Origin of the sequence: Paenibacillus amylolyticus, assembly GCF_050990605.1 — a bacterium.
In the GTDB taxonomy this organism is placed as follows: domain Bacteria; phylum Bacillota; class Bacilli; order Paenibacillales; family Paenibacillaceae; genus Paenibacillus; species Paenibacillus amylolyticus_H.
In genome coordinates, this window is record NZ_CP158832.1 from 1,208,708 (window position 1) to 1,228,399 (window position 19,692).

The 19,692-nt window shown below is 47.0% G+C and carries 14 protein-coding genes; 9 read left to right on the forward strand and 5 right to left on the reverse strand.

The annotated features are described in order from the left end of the window. Positions 1-8 precede the first annotated feature (8 nt). The 6 genes from ABTV53_RS05385 to ABTV53_RS05410 all read left to right on the forward strand — a co-directional run bounded on the left by ABTV53_RS05385 (position 9) and on the right by ABTV53_RS05410 (position 8,719). Positions 9-917 (forward strand): carbohydrate ABC transporter permease, encoded by a 909-nt coding sequence (locus tag ABTV53_RS05385; RefSeq protein WP_433751464.1) that lies wholly within the window; start codon positions 9-11, stop codon positions 915-917. Between the two features lie 41 nt (positions 918-958). Beyond that, complete coding sequence (locus ABTV53_RS05390; protein ID WP_433751466.1) at positions 959-2,554, forward strand: extracellular solute-binding protein; 1,596 nt, start codon at positions 959-961, stop codon at positions 2,552-2,554. Positions 2,555-2,647: 93 nt separating this feature from the next. Beyond that, entirely contained in the window at positions 2,648-3,934 is a 1,287-nt protein-coding gene (locus ABTV53_RS05395; protein WP_433751468.1) for an alpha-L-fucosidase, read from the forward strand. Positions 3,935-3,997: 63 nt separating this feature from the next. Next, positions 3,998-5,020, forward strand: a complete 1,023-nt coding sequence (locus ABTV53_RS05400) for a sugar-binding protein (RefSeq protein ID WP_433751470.1) — start codon at positions 3,998-4,000, stop codon at positions 5,018-5,020. Positions 5,021-5,027: 7 nt separating this feature from the next. Further along, positions 5,028-7,661 (forward strand): transglutaminase domain-containing protein, encoded by a 2,634-nt coding sequence (locus ABTV53_RS05405; RefSeq protein WP_433751471.1) that lies wholly within the window; start codon positions 5,028-5,030, stop codon positions 7,659-7,661. Between the two features lie 5 nt (positions 7,662-7,666). Next, positions 7,667-8,719, forward strand: coding sequence for a glycoside hydrolase family 18 protein (locus ABTV53_RS05410; protein WP_433751472.1), 1,053 nt, complete (start codon positions 7,667-7,669; stop codon positions 8,717-8,719). 151 nt (positions 8,720-8,870) lie between these two features. Here the strand turns inward: ABTV53_RS05410 and ABTV53_RS05415 are convergent, their stop codons facing one another. Both ABTV53_RS05415 and ABTV53_RS05420 read right to left on the reverse strand, forming a co-directional pair. Continuing rightward, positions 8,871-11,168: a helix-turn-helix domain-containing protein gene (locus tag ABTV53_RS05415; protein ID WP_433751474.1), complete on the reverse strand. Its 2,298-nt coding sequence runs from the start codon at positions 11,166-11,168 to the stop codon at positions 8,871-8,873. A 305-nt stretch (positions 11,169-11,473) separates the two neighbouring features. Next, on the reverse strand, positions 11,474-12,985 hold the full coding sequence (locus ABTV53_RS05420; protein WP_433754072.1) for a glycoside hydrolase family 43 protein: 1,512 nt from the start codon (positions 12,983-12,985) through the stop codon (positions 11,474-11,476). Between the two features lie 173 nt (positions 12,986-13,158). Between ABTV53_RS05420 and ABTV53_RS05425 the strand changes: the two genes are divergently transcribed. Then, entirely contained in the window at positions 13,159-14,022 is an 864-nt protein-coding gene (locus ABTV53_RS05425; RefSeq protein WP_421887499.1) for a helix-turn-helix domain-containing protein, read from the forward strand. Between the two features lie 157 nt (positions 14,023-14,179). Here ABTV53_RS05425 and ABTV53_RS05430 read toward each other — a convergent pair whose 3' ends face one another. From ABTV53_RS05430 to ABTV53_RS05440, 3 genes are all read right to left on the reverse strand, one after another. After that, positions 14,180-14,689, reverse strand: coding sequence for a DinB family protein (locus tag ABTV53_RS05430; protein ID WP_433751476.1), 510 nt, complete (start codon positions 14,687-14,689; stop codon positions 14,180-14,182). 82 nt (positions 14,690-14,771) lie between these two features. Beyond that, complete coding sequence (locus ABTV53_RS05435; RefSeq protein ID WP_433751478.1) at positions 14,772-15,689, reverse strand: helix-turn-helix transcriptional regulator; 918 nt, start codon at positions 15,687-15,689, stop codon at positions 14,772-14,774. Between the two features lie 203 nt (positions 15,690-15,892). Beyond that, a complete protein-coding gene (locus tag ABTV53_RS05440; RefSeq protein ID WP_433751479.1) occupies positions 15,893-16,810 on the reverse strand; it encodes an ArsR/SmtB family transcription factor in 918 nt (305 codons plus the stop codon). A 397-nt stretch (positions 16,811-17,207) separates the two neighbouring features. On the opposite strand from ABTV53_RS05440, the gene ABTV53_RS05445 reads away from it, so the two are divergent. Together ABTV53_RS05445 and ABTV53_RS05450 are read left to right on the forward strand one after the other, a co-directional pair. Further along, positions 17,208-18,119: a glycoside hydrolase family 43 protein gene (locus ABTV53_RS05445; RefSeq protein WP_433754074.1), complete on the forward strand. Its 912-nt coding sequence runs from the start codon at positions 17,208-17,210 to the stop codon at positions 18,117-18,119. A 132-nt stretch (positions 18,120-18,251) separates the two neighbouring features. After that, positions 18,252-19,595 carry an ABC transporter substrate-binding protein gene (locus ABTV53_RS05450; RefSeq protein WP_433751480.1) on the forward strand — a complete coding sequence of 448 codons (1,344 nt, stop codon included), beginning with the start codon at positions 18,252-18,254 and terminating at the stop codon, positions 19,593-19,595. Positions 19,596-19,692: the final 97 nt, after the last annotated feature.

Consider the following 19,692-nt stretch of genomic DNA (forward strand, 5'->3'; position numbering starts at 1 on the left):
GAATACACATGTCATCCGCTGTGAAAGAAAGCAGAAGTGATAAGTTGTTTTTATTATGCAATTACATCTATCTGACGGTTGCGCTCGTCATCGTGCTGTACCCGCTGTTATACATCATTAGTGCTTCAATCAGTGATCCCAAATATGTGAGCTCCGGTGAGATGTGGCTGCTTCCCAAAGGAATTACGTACGAAGGTTATGCTCGGGTGTTTGAGAACACCAACATCTGGATTGGGTACAAAAATACGATCATCTATACGGTTGTAGGTACCATCGTTAACCTGATGGTTACACTACCCGCAGCCTATGCGCTCAGCCGCTCGGACTTTGTCGGACGCGGGTTCTTCATGGCGATGTTTATGGTAACGATGTTCTTCGGTGGAGGGCTTGTCCCGAGTTACCTATTGGTAAAGGATCTTGGTATGGTGAACAGCATGTGGGCACTTATTCTGCCTGGCGCTGCATCCATCTGGAATATTATCGTATGCCGTACGTTCTTCCAATCGACCATTCCCAAGGAGCTGCAGGAAGCGGCGCATATTGATGGGTGTACCAACACCCGGTTGTTCATCAAGATTGTGCTCCCGCTTTCGATGCCAATCATTGCAGTGATGGCACTCTTCTATGGAGTCGGACACTGGAACAGCTATTTCAGCGCCATGATCTATCTGAATGATTCCTCCAAGTACCCGCTGCAGCTCTTTCTGCGCCAGATTCTGGTGCTTCAGGAAATGGCGGCACAGGGGGGAGGCGCTATCGATACATCTTCAGCAACGGCGATGAATACCAAAGCGGAGATTGCTGCACTGGTCAAATATGCCGTCATTATTGTTGCTACCCTACCGGTCATTGCAGTGTATCCATTCCTCCAGCGTTACTTTGTACAGGGTGTTATGATCGGTTCCGTTAAGGGATGATCTTAATCCATATACCACATTAAACAAGGGGAGTTGTTGTCATGAAAAAGCTTCGCAAGGCTTCATCCATTACACTCTGTCTCACCTTATTCGCAACATTGCTTGCAGCTTGTGGTTCAACCACTGAAGACGGAAGTGCGACCTCCAAAGTAGAGGGGGTCAAAAAAGAAGGATTTCCCATTGTCGACAAAACGCTAACGTTGAAGGTCATGTCCCAGGATGCGGGCGTAGCCGACTGGAGCACGATGCCTGTGCTGCAAGAAATGGAGAAACTGTCGGGCATCAAGCTGGAATACCAGCTTTCACCGATCGACAGCTTTGAAACGAAAAAAAATCTGGTATTTGCCAGCGGAGACTTGCCGGATATGTTCTATGCTGCGGACCTCAAGCCAGCCGAACAGGTGACTTATGGCAGCCAGGGCATCCTGATCCCGTTGGAGAAATACATTGACGAAGGTTACGCACCGAATATCAAAAAGATTCTCGATGAGAACCCGGATGTCCGCAAATCATTTACAACACCAGATGGACATATGTATGCACTCCCATTCATCGATAAAGCGGCTGTATGGTATAGAGGCCCGATGTGGTACAACGGTGAATTCCTAAAGGCACTTAAGGTAGAAGAGCCCAAGACCACGGAAGAATTGTATACCTATCTCAAGCGTGTAAAAGAAGAAGATCCTAATGGCAATGGCCAGCAAGATGAAATTCCGCTTACTTCCGTAAAACTGGATGATCTTCGCATGTTTTTCTTCGGCTTCTGGGGAATGTACAACGAAGGCATCTATTCTGATAAAGATGGAAAGGTTCATTATCCTTATCAAGAAGAAGGTTACAAAGGTTATCTTACATTCTTGAATCGCTTGTGGAAGGAAGACTTGCTGGATCATGAGACCTTCTCTCAGACGGGAGATCAGAAAAAAGCAAAAGGTGTAAGCAACAAACTTGCACTGTTCAACGATTACCATCCATACTTCACACTCGGCGGTGAGCCCAGCACGGATCATCCACTGATGACACCGGTGAAGAGTGAGGTGGCAGACTCTCCGGTATACGGCAAGCACCCAGGTATGTCGGCTCGCGGTACCTTTGCTATTACGAGCAGCAACCCGTCACCCGAGGCGACGATGCGATGGATCGATTACTTGTACAGCTATGAAGGTGCGACTCTGTTTAATCAAGGTCCCGAAGGTGTGTTATGGCAATTCAAAGACAAGGAAAATCACGTAAAAGAGTGGCTGCCCGTTCCTGGCGGCGGGGATCGTGAAGAATACCGCGGGAAGATCACGCCGAACTTTGGTATCTTGACACCGGGCATTAATGATCCGGAAGTAGCGAAGGGTCTTCGCACCGATTTTGATGAGTGGATTGACCAGCAGAATCAAGAGAAGTTGGTACCTATCGGAAAAGCACCATTTCCTAACGTTTATTTGACAAATGAAGAGCAAAGCGAAGCAACCGCTCTATTGTCTGACCTGGATACGTATGTTAAGCAAATGGAAGCCAAGTTTGTGACGGGTCAGGAACCACTTGAGAACTGGGATAAGTACATTGCACAGATGAAGAAAATGGGCAGTGACCGTATCATCGAACTATATCAAGGGGCTTATGATCGCTGGAATTCCGGGCAATAAAAAAGTCTATCGATGTCATCCCATCCAGAAAGACAACAGTTAGCTTCACTCATTTTGCGCATATAAGAATTCTCGGAGGGGGTGTGTGTCGTTATGCAGAAATGGTTTGAAGAAGCCAAACTGGGGATATTCATCCACTATGGCATCTATGCGGTGGACGGGGTAGCGGAATCCTGGTCCTTCTATAATGGCAGGATATCCTATGAAGAATATATGAAGCAGTTGGATGGTTTTACAGCATCGGAATTCAACGCAGAGAAGTGGGCGAACTTGATTGAGAAGTCTGGTGCCCGGTATGCCGTATTAACAACAAAGCATCATGATGGCGTTGCGTTATGGGATACGCAATATAGTGATCTCAATGTGGTCAAACAGACACCAGCGAATCGGGACATTGTGAGGGAATATGCGGAAGCGATTCGGGAGAAGGGCATCCATCTGGGCATGTATTTCTCGCTCATTGACTGGTCACACCCGGATTATCATAGTGTATATGAAGGTGGAAAAGTACCGGAGGATCTCAGCAGTGTCAATCGGTATTCAAGTCCTGTGGACGGCGTTCAAGATCAGGAGAAGTGGCAGAAGTTCCTGCAATTTAATAACCATCAACTGGGAGAGATTTTAACCAATTACGGAAAGGTCGATCTGTTATGGTTTGATGGAGATTGGGAACGGAGTGCCCAGCAGTGGAATCTGCCGGAGTTCAAACAATACCTGCAATCTTTTAACCCGGATATCATCATCAACTCCCGCCTGCAGGGTTATGGGGATTACAAAACGCCTGAGCAGGGCATTCCGATTACAAGACCGGAGGGACCCTGGGAGTTCTGCACCACGATCAACACATCTTGGGGTTATGTGCCAACCGATCATAAATATAAATCCTTGAATCAGATCATTCGGATGTTCTGTGATTGTATATCCATGGGCGGTAATATGTTGCTGGATATCGGTCCGCGTGAAGATGGCACCATCGATCAGAGGCAGGAGGATATTCTGCTTGGGCTGGGAGCCTGGATCCGAACCCATGAAGAGGCTGTCTTCGGAACGGGTGAAGGCATTATGCCTCGCTATTATCTGGGGGGAAGCACTGTGTCCGAGGATCAAAAGACACTGTACCTGTTTGTGTATGACGATCCAAAAGAGAATGTATGCATCAAAGGTCTCTGCAATCAGATCAAAAGGATTACCGTACTGCATTCGGGCAAAGAGCTTCATCATGAGATTCATGGAGGCGTACCTTGGTTCAATATCCCGGGAACAACGTGGATCAAGATGACCCAGGAAGACACACATGAACAGGTGACCGTTCTTAAGCTCGAATTCGATGAGGAGCTGGAAATGTACGGCGGCGCTGGAGCCGTTGTCACCCATAACTAACCATTACGGGGAGGGCGTGTGCCGACAGATGCATGCCCTCCCTTACGAATTGGAGAGAGCGACATGAACAGAAGTGGAGTGCCAGAACCCAGGATTGAGTATGCTCCCAAACATTATATATGCAAGCGTGCGCAAGAACCGTTGGTGTTAGATGGTCGTTTGGATAAGGCATTTTGGAATGCGGCTCATTGGACGGATGATTTCGTTGATATCGAAGGTGATCTTCGTCCGAAGCCAGAGAAACAGACACGTGTAAAAATGCTGTGGGATGACGATTATTTCTATTTTGCTGCCGAGCTGATTGAAGATCAGATCTGGGCAACCCTGACTGAGCGTGATTCCGTTATTTTTTATGACAATGACTTTGAGATTTTTATCGATCCCGACGGGGATTCCCATCAATATTATGAGTTCGAGATCAATGCGCTCAATACGGTATGGGACCTTTTATTAGTGAAGCCGTATCGGGATGGTGGGCCTCCGGTTAACGGTTGGGATATCAGCGGACTCAAGACGGCCGTATATATCGATGGAGAACTGAACAGACCTGGAGCTGATAATCGGAAATGGAGTGTGGAAGTGGCGATTCCCTGGACCAGTCTAAAGGAATGCGCCGAAGGAAACCGTCCACCTGCACCAGGTGAGTTCTGGCGTGTCAACTTCTCACGTGTGGAGTGGCAGACCGAGGTACAGGGCGGTGAGTACCGTAAGGTGCTGAATCCGGAGACTGGAAAACCTTATCCGGAGGACAACTGGGTGTGGTCACCTATGGGCATTATTAACATGCACTACCCGGAGTTATGGGGTTATGTTGTATTCTCGGATGACGGAACGGATGAGTCGTTTGCGTTGCCGGAAGATGAACGAATCAAATGGGAGCTTCGCAAGCTCTATTACCGTGAACGCAATTATTATGAAACCCATGGCGAATTTACCCAAGATATGAAGTTGCTTATGGGTGAGGATTCGTGGAGTTGTAAGCCTGTAATCGAAACGACGCGCAGCCTGTTTCAGATTACTGCGCCTTCTTCGGACGGCACGGCCTTAATCTGTATTCGGGAAGACGGAAAGCTGTGGAAGGAGTGAGAACATAATGACCAGCCAAACCTTGGTATTTTCCCTTGATGCACAGTCTTTGGAGAGGATCGAGCAGAAGTTCCAGGAGAAGGTACGTTTTGCAGAGGCCCGCAAATCGGAGTTGTTTGATATTTTTCAGCAGGAGCTAACGGAAGAAGAGACATGGGCGTTGAAATATGTCTATGCCTATATGCCGGTAAACGACATGGCTGATTATAACGGGGACCTGTTCTTGAGCCATGTACGGCGGGCTTTGGACACCCGCATACGTGTGCCTTGGGGAGATCGCGTTCCGGATCATCTGTTCCTTCATTTTGTGCTGCCTTATCGGATAAATACGGAGAATATTGAAGATTATCGCGGTTTGATCTATGACGAATTAGCTGAGCGGACAGCGAAGTTATCCATGGCAGATGCCATTCTGGAGACCAATTACTGGTGTCATGAGAAAGCGACTTATATTGGCAGTGATTTGCGTACGATATCACCGCTGACGATGATCCGAAATGCTCGGGGTCGATGCGGCGAAGAATCCACGCTGGCTGTGGCCGCTCTTCGCAGCATCGGCATTCCTGCCCGTCAGGTCTATACACCTCGCTGGGCTCACTGTGACAGTAACCATGCTTGGGTAGAAGCCTGGGCAGATGGTCAATGGTACTACATCGGGGCATGCGAGCCTGAAGCCCGTCTCAACCAAGGGTGGTTCAGTCCGCCAGCCCGCAGGGCTATGCTGATTAATACGAGAATCTATGCCGACTATCCCGGACCAGAGGATATTACGCTCTCCGAAAAGGGATATACGGAAATTAATTTGCTTGAGAACTATGCGCCCACACGCAACATCTATGTGAAGGTGAAAAATGAACAGGGAGAGCCTGTACCCGGCGCGAGTGTCCGTTTTGAGCTGTACAATACGGCTGAATTCTATCCGATTGCCGAAATCAGGACAGATGCACAAGGGGAGGCGACCTTTAAGACAGGCTATGGCGACCTTTTGATTCGTGCGGTCAGTGGCGGCAAGTGGAGTGAGATCCTATTCAAGGCTCAGGAAAACAAGGCTATAGAGCTTGTGCTGGACTCGTCAGAGCAGCCCACAGGGATTGTACATTTCGATATGGTTCCTCCTCCGGAAAGGGAGGGAGAGGTTGTGGTTGCATTACCGGAAGAGAAGATTGAGATTCATAATCGTCGTCTGGAGGAAGGGGCGCAGACCCGGAGCGAGTATGAGGATACTTTCTTGAGGCAAGAGGCGGCTGTCTCACTGGCTCATTCGGTTGGACTGCCCCAGATGCGTGTGTGGGAGATTCTCAAGAAGGCACGAGGGAACAGTCGTGAAATTGCAGCTTTCCTAGAGGAGTGCTCAAATTCATGCGGGGAGTGGCCGCTCCGGTTACTTGAATCGTTGAATGAAAAAGATTTAATTGATATCTCTCGCCAGACGCTGCACGATCATCTGATTGGTGCGCTCTCACAGCAAGAATCATGGGCGGAAGATACGTTTATGAGATACATCCTGTGTCCGCGGATCTCCTATGAGATGCTGGTCCCTTATCGAAGTGTATTCCAGAATGCATTTTCGGCAGATGAGGCAGCAGTGTTCAGGGAGAATCCCTCGACACTTGCCCGAATGCTGGAACAGCAATATGAATGCTATGACGATCTTCCTAATCTAAAAGGCAAAGGGAATCCGATTGGAACGTTTAGTCTAATGAAGGGGGACGCTCAGTCGCTGGATATTTTGTTTGTGGCTGTATGTCGCAGTTTGGGTATTCCGGCCCGATTACATCCGAGTGCACAGAAACCACAGTATCTAAGTGATAAAGGCTGGGAGGATGCAGTGTTTGGTCTCACCTTACCTCCAACTCAGGTAAGTACAACCTGGGGAATGCTCCAACTCCATAGGGATCTAAAAGCTCCGCAGGATACACCTGCAGCATCCTATTTTGAGAACTTCTCGTTAGCCCGTCTGGAAGATGGCGTCTACAAGACACTGATATATCCTTATGGCAGTACGGATGTCTATAGCGAGCCATATGAAGTTGAATCAGGCGCTTATCGCTTAACGACAGGCATTCGTCTGAAAGATGGAACGGTAAACGTACGCTTCGTATACTTTACCGTGAATGCCGGAGATACAACTGAGGTTGTGTTAACTTATCGCGAGATTGAGGTTGATATTCCTGTACTGGGTAAACTTGCACCAGGAAGTATACTGACCCATCTGAATGGTTCAGAGGTGGAGCTGGAAGAACTTCTGGGATCGGAGGGCGCCATAGCTGCCTGGATTGAACCTGAGCGTGAACCGACGAAACATCTGATTCGTGAACTATGCGAGCTGGCAGAGCCGTTGAATAAGCTGGGCATCCCCATCGTACTCATGATCGGAGACACGGAATGGAATGCTTCCTTTGACCCTGTTGGTTATCCAAAGTTCCCTGTACGCACGGTTTTTGTACGAGATTCCAGTTATGCTTCCTTATCCGGCTTCAATTCGAAGCCTACAGCTCAGGAAGCGGGTTATCCACATCTGTTCGTGCTGGATACTCAGCATCAAGTTCGTTATTCGGCTTCCGGGTACAAGATTGGTACCGGGAAGGAAGCCTTGCAGATTGCTGCTGCGATATCTCAATCATCGAACGGATCGGAGTGAAGAGAGTGACGAAATATGTTGCAGTGGGGTATGTCGTTGATTCTGCTCTTCCTGACATGACACATGAGGATCTGTTGAAGTTAACACATCTGAACGTAGCCTTCGGTCATGTCAAGAATGATGAAATTACCACCGAGCATTTAAAAAACGGCTATGTGATCCGGAACATCAAGCGGGAGCATCCGAATCTTACAGTGTTGCTGTCTGTAGGCGGATGGAGTGCTGGCGGTTTTTCCGAAGCCGCCTCAACCCAGGCGGGGAGGGAGAGCATGGCTGCATCGGCAGTTCGGGCGCTGGAGGAATATCCTTTTGACGGGATCGATCTGGATTGGGAGTATCCTTGTTACGGTGAAGCAGGTATTGTATCCAGTCCTGATGATAAAGGGAATTTCACCTTGCTTCTCAAGACGATCCGGGAGGCACTGAGTGCCAAGGGAGAAGAGGATGGCCGTCATTATCTGCTCACCATTGCGGCAGGGGCAGATCAATACTACGTTGATGGTACAGAGATGGCTGAGGTGCAGCAGTACCTGGACTACGTGCAGTTGATGACCTATGATATGCGCGGCGGTTTTCAGGTTCTGACCGGACATCATACGAATCTGTACACACCAACAGGAGATCTGTTTCGAATCAGTACGGATGCTTCCGTGAACCTGTTTGTTCACGCCGGCGTTCCGAAGGAGAAAATAGTGATTGGTGCCGCATTCTATTCCCGGATCTGGACTGAGGTTCCTGACCGAAACCGCGGACTCCACCAAATAGCCGGCAGTACAGGCGGATATGGACCATCATTTGCAGAGCTGGTAGCGCAGTACATCAACAAGGATGGTTACACCCGTTATTGGGATGAAGAAGCCTGTGCACCGTTTCTGTTTGATGGGTCCAGCCTCATATCATATGATGACGAAGAATCGATCCAATGCAAATGTGCTTACGTAAAGGAGCATGGTCTGGCCGGGATCATGTTCTGGGAGTACGGCTGTGATCCGACCCACCGTCTGCTGGGTGCGATACATCAAGGGCTGCAGGATATTCCGGCTGGGAAAATCGGATAAGGCCGTCGGCCGCGACGAATCAGATTATGTCTACGGACTAAAAACATACGAAGGGGCCGTCCTATACGTCATGAGCATGACGTATAGGACGGCCCCTTGTTTGCGTTATTTTGGTCTAATGAATCAGGCACATGTTATTCGCTCTGTCCATTTATCCAATACATTCCTCATCATCATCAGGGGAATCGGCAGAGCCGTTGGGACGGTGCATTTTACGGTATTGTCCTGGGGTATAACCTGTTTCTTTCTTGAATTTGCGGATGAAGTTTGGTGTGTCCAGATAACCGACGCGGGTGATGATATCCTTTAACGGATCGGTTGTATGCAACAGTAGTCGAATGACCTCATCCACCCGTTTCTGCCAGATATATTGGGTAAAATTCATGCCGATCTTTTCTTTGAAAGAACGACTGAAATACGATGAAGAGATCGTAAACTTCGATGAAATCGTGCCTAGACTGAGGTCATAATCCGAGAAATTGGCGTCAATATAAGCAACGATTTCATCCATCAGGGAGCTTTCTTCCGTCTCACTTTTTGCCTCGACATGGGCACAGATTTCGGCGGCAAGGCCTGTCAGCTTTTTCTCCAGATCCTCCAGCGAGTCATAGGAAGTGATCCTTGGAAGTTGATCAACGACATGATGGATGCCAAGCTCCGAGGCGGTTTTGAGCATTGTATTCAGAATATCAAAGCAGATGCAACGCAGCAGCGGTACAGAGGGCATTTCAGTTTTCAAATTGTTCAACGCGGTTGATACCATCTGAACCGCCACATCATAGCTCCCTTGTTTTAAGCTCTGGACCAGCTTTAATAACACATCCTTGGGGACCCAGAAGGAAGAATCCTGCACACCGGAGCCGGAAAGGTCGTTAAAGTATGTACTGCTGCCCTGTCCGTGCAGCATCGATGCTTCCAGAGCGGTTGAGGCCTCGATGTAGGACTGATTCAGCTGTTTTGGATAAGTGTATCGATTGCCTATCCCGATTGCGGGCGCGACCCCGGTGTGTTCTACCACCATCCATTGCAGCTTTTCAACAATAGGCCCCATACGGGCATTGAGGCTACCTTCATGTCCAATTTCGGCATCAAATCCCACGATAAGGGCCAATTGGTCTGCCTGTGGAAGCTCCACGCCGTAAGCATATGCAGACAAATCCGGCAGCTCCACATCGTTCATCAGCTGCATGACAGTAGGTTGCTCGGAGTTATCACCGATGGGAAAAGCATGCATTTCCCAGCCCATAATCATGACAAAATAATGGGATCGGTTAAACCGTATACCAAGCTTATCCGTAAACTCAGAGGGGAAATCTCCGGTGTGACCGTGCTTCAGCAACATGAGCAAAATATGATTGCGGGCATAGGGTTCCTGAAGATCCACACGCTGACTATAATCATGCAGTGTTTTCTTAATCCATTCCAGCTCGTTGGTGGTTGAGGACGTATCCGGATCATTCTTCAACCGAATGAACTCCATTAAGTCTGAAATGGGATGGTATTGTCTTCGCGCCAACATGATAGCAAGGATGGTGCCCATCGTCACCACAAAGGAGAATACAAGGATAATAAAGGTTCGAATATGGACAATTCGGCTGAAAAACTGGTTGCTTGGCATAGCGGTTACATAAGTCCAACCCGTATCCGATTTAACAGATACAACCGAATGTGGTTCTTGATTTAAGGAGATGCTGTGCGTTCCAGGTTCAAGTGTAAACAGAGCGTTGACTTCCTGTTCGGATATGACTTCTCCCTTGTAATTGGCTGCCAGTACTTGCCCGTAATTATCGAAAATATAAGTCATCCCGTGATAGTCACTGAGGATCGAATCAATCAAACCGGTCAGATTAGACTCGTGGATCAGGTACATCACGGTTCCGTGGGCAGGCGTATTATTAGGTGCAATCGGTACAAGGTAGGCTAGCATGGAATTGGGAATTCGGGTTCCTTGGACGACCTGCTCGGCTGGTCGTATCGTGGGAAACGGGACGTTATTCAAATCCCGGATCATGTCGGTTTGGTTCCAAGTATTAAATTTGTAGCGGCCAGTGAACACATTCAGGTTCTCAGAGCCTTGAGAAGAGTAGATGTTATCATCTCCGCGGAAGAACAGGAATAACTCATCGATAATGGAACTGGTGGCTTTGTATTTGACTAATGCGCTAATGGATTCCCGACTATAGTAGGGATGATGGGTCCAATACCGCGTTAACTGCTCATCGTAGGCGATGCGAAACGCGATGTCCTGTAGTTCCTTCATGCGATCATCAATGACCGTTTTGGCTTGAGTGAGCTGATTGACATTGGTCTGTTCAATCTCGGAACGGAGCGTGTCCACAGCGTTGTGATAAATAATGATGGTTAAAATAACAAGAGGGATAAGAAAAATGGAGATATAGGATAGTGTGTACTTAAACAGAAGCTTGGACTTGAAGTGATTCCATTTCATATCTGCAACCTCCCGTTTTTCTTTTGTGCTGCAGCGATAGCGCTCTCATATGGACGGTGATGCTATTGTCAAGATGGGAGCTACTGGGGTGTTCCTTCTAAAAATACTAGGAGAACTTCTCCAATAAAGCAATGGTTCTTTTATAGATTCCAGTGCAATCATTTGAGAAAAATATAAAGATAGCAAAATCCCCTCAAAGTTCACTCATTTCCTTATGCTACCACACAAGGCTTTGGTAAGAGTATCTACTTTAAGGGGATAATTATCTTCTAGTACATATTAAATTCAGGAGTTGAAACTATTAGTTAATCCAGAGGTTCGTAGTCAAACCAATCAAAACGTGCAGGCGTACACTCCCCCGATGGGGCGTAGGCATACATGGCGATCATCACACCTGTGAAACCACTCGCCACTTCCGTAGATAACAGATGTGTTTCTCCTGAACCCACTTCAATGGCATCGGATGAACCTTGCTGATAGAGGAACGTGAAGTGATTACGATCAGCTTTGATTTGTAATACAACAGGTCCTTTGTCACAGTCAAGCACTTGTTCGGTTCGCAGGGAGCCGACAGTTCGGCGCAATACGATTTTTTTCTGCTCGTTGACCTGTGTTACAGCCAAATCGTAATGATATTTTTCATTCATAAATAAGGTCAATCCAGCTTCCTCACCGCTCGCATGTGGCTCATAACGCAGCTCGGTTTCCATATTACATAAGAAATGGCTCAATCGACGTCCAACAAAGGCTGGATTCCTACCATCATCGAGTGAAACGGAATGACCACGGAGGATGAGTTGCCCAGGAATTTCTGTGAGCGTCCAACTATCCGGAGCCGGGTTACGTAAGAAGATCCAGTTCATTCCCAATGATTCGTCATCAAAATCATCCCGAACAACCTGAGGTGACCAAGGGTACTCAGCCAACAAAGGCCCATTCATCTCCTGCTCGATATGTCCGTCCACACCAATCACGGGCCAACCGTTATCCGTCCAGGTGACAGGCGCCAGGAACGTTTCGCGTCCCAGATGGTGCCGCATAGGGTAACCTGCTGGACGAATGCCAAGAGAGACAGCCCACCAGCTTCCATCCTGGATCTGGACAAGGTCTGCATGACCGGTTGCGTGGATGCTGGATTTCATGCTCCGATTGGACAGAATCGGATTATGTGGACATGGATCAAATGGACCGTATGGCTCTCTACTCCGAGCAATGGTCTCCATATGACCATACTCGGTTCCACCTTCGGCGATCATCAGATAGTAGAGGCCGTTTATTTTATACATGTGGGGAGCTTCGGGGGCTGCTCCTCCGGTTCCGGTCCAGATTAGTCGGCTATCCGTCATTCTCATTCCGGTCTTTATATCTATCTCGCACTGATAGATGCCCTCGCCCTCATCGCCGTTACAGGCCGTTTGAAAATACACACGTCCATCTTCATCGAAGAGAAAAGAGGGATCGATACCGCCCTGATCAACAAAAATTGGAGCAGACCATGGTCCCTCGGGCTGGGCACTGCGTACATAGAAATTTCCGCCGCCGCTGACATTGGTTGTTGTCATATAGAACGAGCCATCATGGTACCTAAGAGTTGGGGCAAAAATGCCGCCAGAGCTGCCCGCGTTTGCTAGAGGGAGTTGCTCATTGGTTGTGAGGACATGGCCGATCTGTCGCCAGTTCACAAGGTCTTTGCTGTGGAAGATGGGCACACCAGGGAAATATTCAAAGGTACTTGTTACCAGATAATAGTCTTCATCTACACGGCAGATACTCGGATCTGGATAAAACCCCGGAATCACCGGATTGGTATATTTCATCATGTGATGCTCCTATTCATTTTGAGAGTTTAATATGAACCTAAACGTAGCAGAGGTATTGTTGCTATAAGGGGAATTATATCGTTCTCAATCATTTCCAACCTTGATTTTTCGGTCCTCGAATAGCATGATATAGACATTCAACCCAACATGGTTTGCGGAGGGGATTGCTTTTGAGTCATGCATATTTGAGATGGTTTACTTCGGATCAGCAATTTCCATTTTTTATTCAGTATGGTGGACACGACCAAGACATGGAGCTTCATAATCATGTGGACTTTACGGAACTTGTCATTGTTCTGAGTGGTCATGCAACCCATGTGGTGAACACCGAGGAATTTTTTATTAAAAAAGGGAATGTATTTGTGATTAATGGCGACACCCATCATGCGTATAAAGACCCTCATGATTTTAGGATCTGTAACATTATGTTCAGTCCTGAGATGCTTGCTTCGGCTGGGCCTGATCTGAGAAAATCTAACGGATTCCAGGCGCTGTTTGTGTTGGAACCGTTTTATCGTAATATTCACTCGTTTCCGAGTAAATTGGCGTTATCCATTTCCAGTCTGGAGTATGTAGAATCGCTGATATCGTTCATGATTGAGGAATATCAGAGTAAACAGCAAGGGTACCAGACGATGTTGATCTCACGTCTTACGGAGATGGTGGTTTATTTGTCGAGACAATATGATACGCAGGAGAAAGGGATCGAGGGTAATAATCTGATGCATCTGGCCAATGCCATTTCATTTATCGAAGATCATTATCTTGAGCCGCTGTCGTTGGAGGATATTGCGGGGAAGTCAGACATCTCCATAAGGCATCTGAATCGGATTTTTCGATCCTATTATCAGATGACCCCGATCTCTTATCTGCAGAAGCTGCGTCTGGAGAAGGCATGTCATTTGCTGAAAAACGGGAATATGTCCATCACGGAAATTTCGTATGAATGTGGATTTAACGACAGTAATTATTTCACCCGCCAGTTTAAGAAAGCCTTTGGCAAGTCTCCCAAAGCATACAGGCAGAATCATTAATACCTGACCGAATATAAGACAACAGACAGGGCCTCCTCATATGGAGGTCCTGTCTGTTGCCAATATTTCTCGAATTTTCCATGATATCGCAACCAAATTCTCAATTCATCCCTTGATGTCACGGGGATACAATGTACATTTTCCATCGAATCCTTGTCTATACTTGAGCCGGTTCTTGATACCAGAAGAGAGAATAGTCGTTCATGATGGAGGCGTGCCCCAATTGACGCAGCATGGTAGATACATTGCCCCGGTGGTAGGTCCCGTGATTGACCAGATGAAATACCATTTCGGATAAGCTGGTTTCGCGGACTCCGGCAAATGGGTTATCGAGCAGAACGGTTTTGTCCAGATCAGCCTGGCCTTGGAGCCATTCGCTATATTGTGCTGATAGGTCGTTAAAATGTTGGATATATTCATCCACTGAACCGTGAATTTCACTATTTAGAGGTATGCATGCTTGCAGTGCCTCGGGCATACCCGTGCCATTTAATACCAAGTACCACATTTTATCTACTGCATAGATATGGCTGAGTGCGTGAGCGATGGTTGGAAATGAACTGTTCACTTCCTGACTCAGTACAGACGAGGGCAGTTCCTTGATTCTGCCCAGGATGGTTTGAGTGGCCCATGTGTGGTAGTTATACATTTGTTCCGGATGATTCATTGATGATCGTCTCCTTTAATTTGGCGATAGATTGGGTTACTTACTGAGATGATTATAAAAAAAGAAGTATGACAACAGCGTGTCATACTTCTTCATAGAGCTTAAGTGCGTTTCGAAGTTGTTCTTTCAGAATACCTCGTAATTCAATCGGTTCAAGCACCTCGGCGCCACTGCCCAAACTGAGTAGAAACGACCAAAGCCATCTGGCCTGTAACGGTTGATGAACCGAGATACGCATTGTCATACTTCCATCCTCATGAAATTGCTTATCAGCCTGTTGAAAATGATCCATGGCTTCCGCGAGCGCTTCCCGGTTCACCCGAAATACCACATTACTTACCTGATCTTGCCATGACGGATCTGACACAACCGTCTCTTGGGGAAGCTCAAGGTGGGGTTGGAAGTGCTCCGATGTCAGTTGCACGTTCATCATCCGGGACAGTCGGAACTCGCGATAATCCTGCCGAGTCTGGCAAAATCCATAAACATACCAATTGCGATATTTAAAATGCAGTCTTACCGGTTCCAGATTGCGGGGGGTATGTTCATTTTTCGTATTGATGTAGTCAAAGCGGACAACCTGATGATCCGTAATACCTTTACGCAGATGAGGAAGGGCATCAGGTTCTGTTCGGCGAGTCTCCAGATCCACCGATAGACTTGAGGTTTGATGCTCTGGTCCAATCGTTTGCAGACGTTCAATCGTGCCTTGTGCACGTGCATCTTCGAATACTGTGGATAGACTGCTGAGGACCGTGATCAGGGAATCCACATCATAAGAACCAAGCAAGCTTTTATCCATCTTGTATCCGTCCATCATGCCGTAGCCGCCTTTCAGTCCCTGATGGGAGACGACCGGGAAGCCGGCGGCACAGATCACATCAATGTCCCGGTAGATCGTTCTTGGGGAGACTTGAAACTCTTCCGCCAAGGTGGAAGCAGACAATACTTCATGGTTCAGCAGTTTGTATATGATTGAGATTAATCGCTCTAATTTCAAAAGGTATCCCCGCCCGTTATTCCATTTTGTCATTACAGGCCATTAGTATATCATGACATAGCGAATAAGAAGGTGGAACGGGATGAAACAACAAAAAAAGAGTGCTGGATCGCACTCTTTAATTGTTGTGCAGATGAACAGGTGTTTTAGGCATTTCAGCAGTTCTGTTGAGCTTTTATCTCGGCGTTTAGTCAGAGCTGGCTCTACTCTTCTTGCACGTTATATAGAACCCGAGCGAGCAGATTCTGTCCATAGTTGCCAAAGTTTTTACCAAAGATCGTTAAGCCCCTTTTGTTCAAAGGTTCATCCGTAACCGCAATGCGGAAGTGAATATCGCTTTTGTAATCCAGTCCAATCTGATCCAGCGTTACGTCCGAGATGCGGCATCCGTCGATATAGCTGCCTTCCTGAGTAATTCGGATCAGCTTCAGCATGCCGTACTGATTCAAATGCGGAGGCCACCATTCCGGGTTGAAGGTACCACGTGTATTGCCAAAATCCCCCGGACTCGTCCAGCAGCCAATCTCAATACCGTTGATGTAGAAATAAATATCCGAAGGGTAATTGTCACAAAAGCCAGGTGCCTCCGACCCCAGTTCCATCGACAACTGAATTTCGCTAAAGGACTGATTAGGTTTGAGATAGTTGGGAATCCGATACTCCAGATAACCTTCAGCCAGCCAGATCATCTCCGCATCAATTCGCAGTGGATCAGCAAAGTAACGCGGATCGTCGAACTCTCCAACAATACTGTCCCGGGTAGCGAGACCACAAGTAGGTGCAGCATGATAATCGCTGTAATGACCGACCTGAATTTCCACCTCATAACGATTGTTAATCTCCTGTGAACGCAGATCAACCATCAATTTTTCCTCATTGAGATAACATATCTTCTGAATTCCATGTTTGCCAACGGCGGTGTTGATCTCGATCAATCCGCTCTCTTCAAGCTTCTTGATATGCATTGTGATGGCACCATTGCTCAGTCCCAGCTTGGTTGCGAGATCATTGAGATTAAGACTCTGGTTCTTGGCGAGCAGCTCAATGATCTGAATCCGGATTTCCGAACTGAGCGCTTTGAAGATATTCACACCCGACATCAGATCTTTAATATAAATCATAGGTGGATTTCCTTTCCCCGTTCTGAACAAAGTCTTCGACACAGACATTTGCACATTTATATGTTTTATTTCAGATAATTATAAATCATTCCCTCATGGAAGGGAAGGGTGGAGAAATAGAAGTCAAAACCCTTGTGTATAGCGTAAATACGACAATATAATCTACATTTTGTTCGTTATTCCCGTTAAAATAAGTGTTAATCAGTTCACACATATTTGAAATATACCATTGAAATGTAATGTAACCGCTTTTATAATCCTATTATACCTAAAATGATTCATTACTTCATGAACCTAATTAACCATTTGATCAGGAAAGGTGGAGTTCGGTTTGGAAAAGGTAAACAATGTGAAGAGGTTTAAGTGGAAACGGTTGGCGTTACCGGCATTACTTGTGATGGTATTACTGCTGGCAGGTCAGTCAAAAGCTTTGGCGGCGTTCTGGAATCTAACCGGAGATACCGCTGTTCATGATCCGTCGATTATCAAAGAGGGCAGTTCCTGGTACACCTTTTCAACCGGCCCGGGCATTCAAGTATTGAAATCAGATAATGGATCGTCCTGGTATCGTGTTCCACAAATCTTCTTAACTAAGCCATCTTGGTGGGCTTCTGCCGTTCCGGGACAAAGCGGGATGGATGTATGGGCACCGGATGTAGAACAGTATAACGGAAAAGTATGGCTCTATTATTCGATTTCCACCTTTGGTTCCAATCGGTCTGCAATTGGTCTTGCGTCTGCCAACAGCATTGGAGCAGGGCAATGGAAGGACGAAGGGTTGGTGCTTCAGACCACGACCGCCAATAATTATAATGCCATTGATCCGAATCTGGTCATCGATGCTTCAGGCAATCCCTGGCTGGCCTTCGGTTCTTTCTGGAGCGGTCTGAAGATTGTCAAGTTGGACAAAAATACGATGAAACCGACGGGAAATATAACATCCATTGCTGCGCGCCCGAATAACGGAGGTGCTATTGAAGGACCAAGTATTGTATATCGTGGCGGCTACTATTACCTGTTTGCTTCCATCGATTCTTGCTGCCAAGGGGTGAACAGTACCTACAAAATGGTCTATGGACGTTCCACCAGCATAACAGGTCCTTATGTGGACAAAAACGGAGTCAATATGCTGAATGGTGGCGGAACAATACTGGATACAGGCAATGTGAAATGGAAAGGTCCAGGTGGTCAGGATGTGTACAACGGCAATGTCATTGCAAGACATGCCTATGATGCAGAGGATAATGGCAATCCGAAATTGCTGATTAATGACTTGTTATGGGACTCGAATGGGTGGCCCAAATATTAATTTATTTTATAAAAATATAAAATGTTTTATAAAAGTATTGACTAAAGGGATCTGGATTTGATAAATTTAACAACAGAAATCTTATTTCATCCAATTGAATACGGTTACAAATCCAGATCAGGAGGGGTTCAGATGGTAAAGAAAAAGAATTGGGTCACATTTATGCTTCTTATGCTGGTAAGTGCACTGGTACTTGCGGGCTGCGGAGGAGGAAGCAGCGGTGCGAGTGGGGATAAGGAGTTAACGTTCATGTTCCGCGGGGGGACAGATGAGCAGAAAGCATACCAGGCGGTGGTCAAGAAGTTCGAAGAAGATCATCCGGGTGTGAAAGTCAAAATCATTGTAACGGCTGCGGATCAATATGCAACCAAGCTGAGAGCGGCAATTACAGGCAACAGCTTGCCTGACGTATTTTATATCAATCCGGGCGACGTGAAAGCGTATGTGAACAGCAATGTGCTGATGAACCTCACTTCGTATATTGAAAACAATCCGGATGTCGATCTCGATAATATCTGGAAATACGGCGTGGACCTGTATCGTTATGATGGAAAAATGGCAGGACAGGGCGATATCTACGGTATGCCTAAGGATCTGGGGCCATTTGCACTGGGCTACAACAAAACTTTGTTTGAAAAAGAGGGCATTCCATTCCCTGACAAGGATAAACCATATACATGGGAAGAGTTCATCAAGGTGAATCAGCAAGCGACCAAAGATACCAATGGGGACGGTAAACCTGATGTGTACGGTACCGGATTCAACGTACAGTGGGCACTGCAATCCTTTGTATGGAGCAATGGTGGGGACTGGTTGGATGAGACCAAAACTAAGGTAACGATTGATGATCCGAAATTTGCGGAAGCACTGCAGTTCTTCGCGGATATGCAAAACAAATACAAAATCACACCTTCCATTGAGGAAGCGCAAACATTGGATACGTATCAACGCTGGATGAAAGGTGAAATGGCTTTCTTCCCTGTAGGGCCATGGGATATGAGTACATTTGAGAAACTGCCTTTCGATTATGATTTGCTGCCTTTCCCTGCGGGATCTACTGGCAAATCGGCAACGTGGATTGGATCTCTGGGAATCGGAGTATCGGCGAAGACAAAACATCCGGAAGAAGCTGCTGCATTGGTGAATTACCTTACAGCTTCGAAGGAAGGCATGCAGCAACTGGTGGATGCCAAGGTACAGATCCCGAACTTGCTTGATATGGCAGATGAGTGGGCCAAAGATACATCCACGAAACCAGCCAACAAACAGGAATTTATTGATATCGTTGAGGATTACGGCCGGGCTCTGCCAGGTAACTACACGTACAATGCGGAATGGTATGACCTGTTCTTCACAGACATCCAGCCGGTATTGGATGGCAAGATTACAGCCGCAGACTATGTGAAGCAGCAACAGCCGAAAATGCAAAAACTGCTCGACAAAGCGGTTGAACAAGAAAAGAAATCTCAGAAATAGTAGATAGGAAAGGGCGATGCCGGCAGAGTGCAATCATGCTGCTGGCATCATTCGTGTTGGAAATTGTGGGATTCCATACGGGCATGTGGCATTCGTT